This is a genomic window from Ferrovibrio sp. GW821-FHT12F09, assembly GCF_058806775.1.
Genome location: NZ_JBXAPZ010000001.1, coordinates 1 through 5,000, shown reverse-complemented (window position 1 = coordinate 5,000; position 5,000 = coordinate 1). Strand labels below are relative to the sequence as shown.

Here is a 5,000-nt window from a genome sequence, read left to right as displayed (position 1 = left end):
TGGTGACGTGTTCCAGCATGAGCCACTTAAGCGTATTCTGCTGCTGGCGGAATTCGGTCCGGCCGAGCCGCCGTTCCGCCGGGCCCTCTAATGTGGTGTCGGCCCGGCGCCCGGGATGAAACCTGACCGTCGGCTGGCAGATATCATTGATCAGCTCGGCGACATCTCGGCGGAAATCCCGGATTGCGACCCGGCCGTCGAAAAGGCGGAATCCGGGATATCCTATCCGCCCTTGCGCTTCCGCGACCCAATAACCCTGGGCAATTTCCCGACATGGACGGGCGGCGACCAAAAGGTGCAAATGCGGGTTGGCGCTGTCATGGATGGCGTAGATGGCCGGACAGCGGCGATCCGCGAAAAGCTCCACCAGTGCATTGCCGACCTCGATGAGGGGCTCAATGTCAGCGGATCGTGGGAGTTCCACCACGATGGTGTAGAGAATGTTGGCATTCGAACGTGCCGACCCGGCGGCTAAAGCCGAGGCACAAGCCAGCATCGCCTGAGGAGGCGCGCCTCCTACAGCGATGAGATCTGACCGCGACACATGAGGGCCGGTACGCTGGATATAGGCAAGCTTGGCCACCAGCCGTTTATGCACTGAAGCCTTCTGGTTGACGGTAGATTTCTGGCTTCGCTCTGCAACAGCCTGTGCACGGCCTGGCGTCGTGGCGGACCGACGCCGCGGTGCTGTTGCCTTGAATGACTTTACATTGAGGTGGAAGGTTCGTGCGGGTTTGGCGGAAACAGAACCCTGCCGGCGCGTCTGTCCGAGCATCCGTCCCAGCAGTGCCGTGATGTCGTCGTCGTCATCTAGGCGCCCTATTCGCCATTCTTCTTCGATCAAGTGGAAGACCCGCTGCAGCCCGCTTCCGTAATTGAGCCTAGTACCAGTCATTGACCGTTCCCTCAGAGCAATTGCGTTCTGAGGGTTAGACGGCGTTATCGTCTTATCGGTTTCATGCGATGATTCGTGGATCTGGCTTTGGAAACGCAGGCGGCGCCTGGCGCACCCTTTGTCCTTGGCAGGGCGAGCCAGAGTGGCGATCTAGGCGCCGGAGTGGCAGCCGCTGCGGCGGCACGGTCACGTGATGGCCGGGGCGGTTGAGATCGCAGGACGAATGCTGGCCGATTCTGTTGTTTTTTGAAGTATCTCGCGTGTTTGGAGTCGCTTCTTGCAGGCTCTGGGCATTTTCCCGGGCCCCGCATTCCATGAAACGAAATGCTGCGGAGCCGTGCCCTAGCATCAAGCTGTTCAGCCGGCATAAGGCTGCGGCCGGTGGAATTCCCACGTGAATGACGAAACTCCACAATTATCGGATTCCTGGGATGGGAAATCCGGGAACATGCCATTCACATCTTTTCGCTGAGGCACCCAAAATTCCCGAATCCAGATGAAACCAATGGTCGATTTGTTACGTCTAACAGTTTGTGGCGTGGGCTTCCCGCAACGGCCGAACGCGGCCGCGGAGGGACGCCCGGCAGAAAGCAAACCGGCCAAAAATGACGATTGGTCATGGAGAGATGTGATGGGCAGGCGCAAACAGGATATCGAAGGGAAGAGCCGTTACAGGGTCGACCTTCTGCTGAAGTCTGAAAAGCAGGTGGTTCTGATGCAAGTGCTGACGATGCTGGTGAAGCTCGACTTCAATCTCCGGCACGCGCTTCCGCTCCTGCAGGCCAATTGTCTAAAGCCAGGGCAAGAGCCCGGCGAACTCGAACGGCTTGTCGCACTGCTTCAGAGCCAACTCGCAGGCGCTGATCTGGTTCAGGAGAATACGTCGGCCCCAATTGGCGTGTTGCATGGCGTTGGGCGATGCGATGCGGCACCGGAGCGCCACACCGATGGACGTGGATCAAGTTGGATTGATTCGGAATCTGTCGATAGGGAGTCCCAACAATTTACTAAATGGCAACTCGTTTGGTTATGGGTTGGGATGATCGTACTGTTCGTCACAGTATTCGGTCTCGTCCTTTTTTTACTTAAACCCCAAGGTCGATAGAGTTGATCCCTCTTGGCGCTTCAAGTGTCTTGAATGGCACGTCTCAGCTCTACCCCGGCTGAGGTTCTGTAATGGCCGGTTTGGCCGGTCGGCCGCATCGCCGTTGTTTGCGGGCGGTGGTTACTGGCAAGTGGACTGGAAACCCTGGCAGTGGGGCCGGGGAACGGCAGGGTGGCCGCTGCAGAGGATCAATGGTCTGAGGGCTCGTGCCTTGTATTGGATGGCGGCTATCGACCCTTGATGCCTCAAAACGAAGGACATCCGATAGTCGATAGCGGATTTGGCCCGGCAGAACCGCGCAGCGCGGCGGTAGATCGGCGGCTGGACGTTTCTCCAGCCAGGATAGCGAGCAGCGCCAGCGCGCCGCCAGTTCGCGGCGAGTCAGCAGCGGGTCGTCTGCCGGAACAGTCGCTGCCGGCCGATCTCCGGTCGCAGCGGGGAGGGCATGTGCTGATGCGATCGAAGGTAAGTCGCTGGACATGGCATCAGATTGTCGTCCAGTCGGAAGGGCGTCCACTGGCCGAATGGACGAAACCCTGGCGCTATCAGTTGGTTCTGCCTAGCGCGCACGCGGCCCTGAGTCAGTCGCGGCTGCCGATGATTGGGCAACCAACCTTGTCCCGCCTTGCTCACGGCTTGTCGCTCAAATGAGTTTACTTTTAGATGTAATCTCGCCTCGATTGACAACCAATTCTGCAACCTTTTAGCTATGCGTCAGGCATAAGGCCGGGCGAATCGGCTATTGGGGGTTGTGGTGATTGATCGGTTGAAAATGGCCTCATTGGCCATGACGGCAGCCCTGTGGGCATCTGGGCCAGCATTTTCGCAGATGACGTTGCCCGGCAAGTTCGAGGTCACCGATACGGGCTCGGCCAGCTACACGATCCCGATCGGCGTGGTGCCTGGTACGGCCGGGCTGGAGCCGAAGCTGTCGCTGTCCTACGACAGCCGCAGCGGCAACGGCCTGCTTGGTGTGGGCTGGAGCCTGTCAGGTCTTCCGGCAATCACGCGCTGCGGCCGGACCATTGCCCAGGATGGCCAGATCGGCGGCGTGGCTTTCGATGCCAATGACCGCTTCTGCCTGGACGGCCAGCGGCTGATCGCCACCAGCGGCACCTATGGCGCCGACCTGACCGAATACCGCACCGAGCGCGAGAGCTTCAGCAAGGTCATCTCTTACGGCACGGCGGGCAGCGGCCCGAGCTGGTTCAAGGTCTGGACCAAGGCCGGCCTCATCATGGAGTTCGGCAACACCGCCGACGCCAAAATCGAAGCCCAGGGCAAAAGCTCAGTCCGGGTCTGGGCGATCAACAAAACCTCGGACACCAAGGGTAATTACTTCTCGGTCAGCTACACCGAGGACAACGCCAACGGCGAGTATCGCCCCAGCCGTATCGACTACACCGGCAATGGCGGCACGGCGCCGGCCAACTCCGTGCGCTTCACCTACGAGGCCCGCAGCGACATCAGCCCGGCCTACCAGGCTGGCAGCATCATCAAGACCACTCAGCGCCTGACCAAGGTGCAGGCCTGGCAGGCCGAAAACCTCGTGCGTGAGTATCGCACCACTTACGAGCAGAATATCGGGAACGGCCAGAGTCTGTTGAAAGAGATCAAATACTGCACTGCCGACAATACTTGTCTTCCGACTGCAATGACGTATCAGGAGGGTACGCTTGCATTTGTAAACTACTCCATCTGGATTGCCGAATACGGCACCGATCACGGCTGGAATGGAAATTCTGCCTATATACGCCGATTAGATGATCTCAATGGTGACGGTCTGGCAGATATCGTAGCATTTGGATCGCCCGGCACCTACGCATCCATATCTACAGGCAGCAATTTTCCCTCACCCCAGCTTTGGTATCCCGACTACGGAACTGCTCAGAACTGGGGGGCTCATCCAGCTTATCTGCGCACCATGGCTGACGTGAATGGTGATGACAAAGCGGATGTTATCGCTTTCGGGTGGTCGGAAACCTATGTTTCACTGTCTACGGGCAGTGGCTTTAGCCCATCCCAAGCCTGGGTCGCGGATTACGGCGCGACCCAAGGCTGGGGGACGACAGGCTACATCCGCACGATGGCAGATGTGAATGGCGATGGCAGATCGGATATTGTCGCATTTGGAGCGGCAGGTACCTATGTGTCGCTCTCAACCGGCAGCAGCTTCTCGCCGTCGCAACTCTGGTATCCGGATTATGGAACGACGCAAAACTGGCATGGTCATCCAGCCTATCTGCGTGTGATGGCCGATGTGAATGGCGACGGTATGGCCGACGTTGTTGCTTTTGGATGGTCGGAAACTTACGTCTCGCTGTCCACTGGCAGTAGCTTCGGGCCATCCCAGGCCTGGGTGGCGGATTATGGCGCGACCCAGGGCTGGGCGACGACCGGCTTCATTCGCACGATGGCAGATGTGAATGGCGATGGCATGGCAGATATTGTCGCATTTGGAGCGGCCGGGACTTATGTGTCACTCTCAACCGGCGGCAGTTTCACGCCGTCGCAACTCTGGTATCCGGACTACGGTACGACGCAGAACTGGCATGGTCATCCGGCCTATCTGCGCACTGTGGCCGATGTGAACGGTGACGGTATGGCCGATATTGTTGCCTTTGGATCGTCGGGCACTTACGTGTCTCTCTCGACTGGCAGCAGCTTTGGTGCATCCCAGTTGTGGCACTCAGACTATGGCGCCTCCTATAACTGGGGGACTAGCGGATACATTCGCACCATGGCCGATGTAAATGGCGATGGTATCAGCGATGTAATCGGGTTCGGCGGTTCTGGCGTCTTTGTTTCTGTCTCAAATGCACGAATTCCGCTGATCAAGAGCATTGTGACTGCCGGTATGAACTCTGTCCAATTACAGCTGGCACCGATTGCCGGCAGTGCCTCACACTACACAAAGGATACTGGCGGCGCGGCCTGCGCTTACCCATGTATCGATCTGCAGGGGGCGATGTATGTCGTCTCCGAAGTGAAGAGCAGCAA

General features: G+C 58.4%; 3 protein-coding genes (1 of these 3 running past the window's edge). 2 read left to right on the top strand and 1 reads right to left on the bottom strand.

Annotation, left to right across the window (positions count from 1 at the left end; genetic code table 11):
• Nucleotides 1–844, bottom strand: partial view of a hypothetical protein gene (locus tag AC1ROB_RS00015; RefSeq protein WP_492972819.1) — the 5' portion only. 755 nt of this gene lie to the left of the window's left edge; 844 of the gene's 1,599 nt are visible here — the first part of the coding sequence; the start codon lies at nt 842–844; the stop codon falls past the left edge of the window.
• A gap of 556 nt (nt 845–1,400) precedes the next feature.
• Between AC1ROB_RS00015 and AC1ROB_RS00010 the strand changes: the two genes are divergently transcribed.
• A complete protein-coding gene (locus AC1ROB_RS00010) occupies nt 1,401–2,000 on the top strand; it encodes a hypothetical protein (protein ID WP_492972820.1) in 600 nt (199 codons plus the stop codon).
• A 754-nt stretch (nt 2,001–2,754) separates the two neighbouring features.
• Nucleotides 2,755–5,000, top strand: a 2,246-nt coding sequence (locus AC1ROB_RS00005) for an FG-GAP-like repeat-containing protein (RefSeq protein ID WP_493031364.1), incomplete at its 3' end; no start/stop codon positions are given.

What these genes read in the sequence shown, in the direction of transcription:
- AC1ROB_RS00010 (WP_492972820.1), top strand. Translation starts at nt 1,401, where the DNA reads ATGGTCGATTTGTTACGTCTAACAGTTTGTGGCGTGGGCTTCCCGCAA.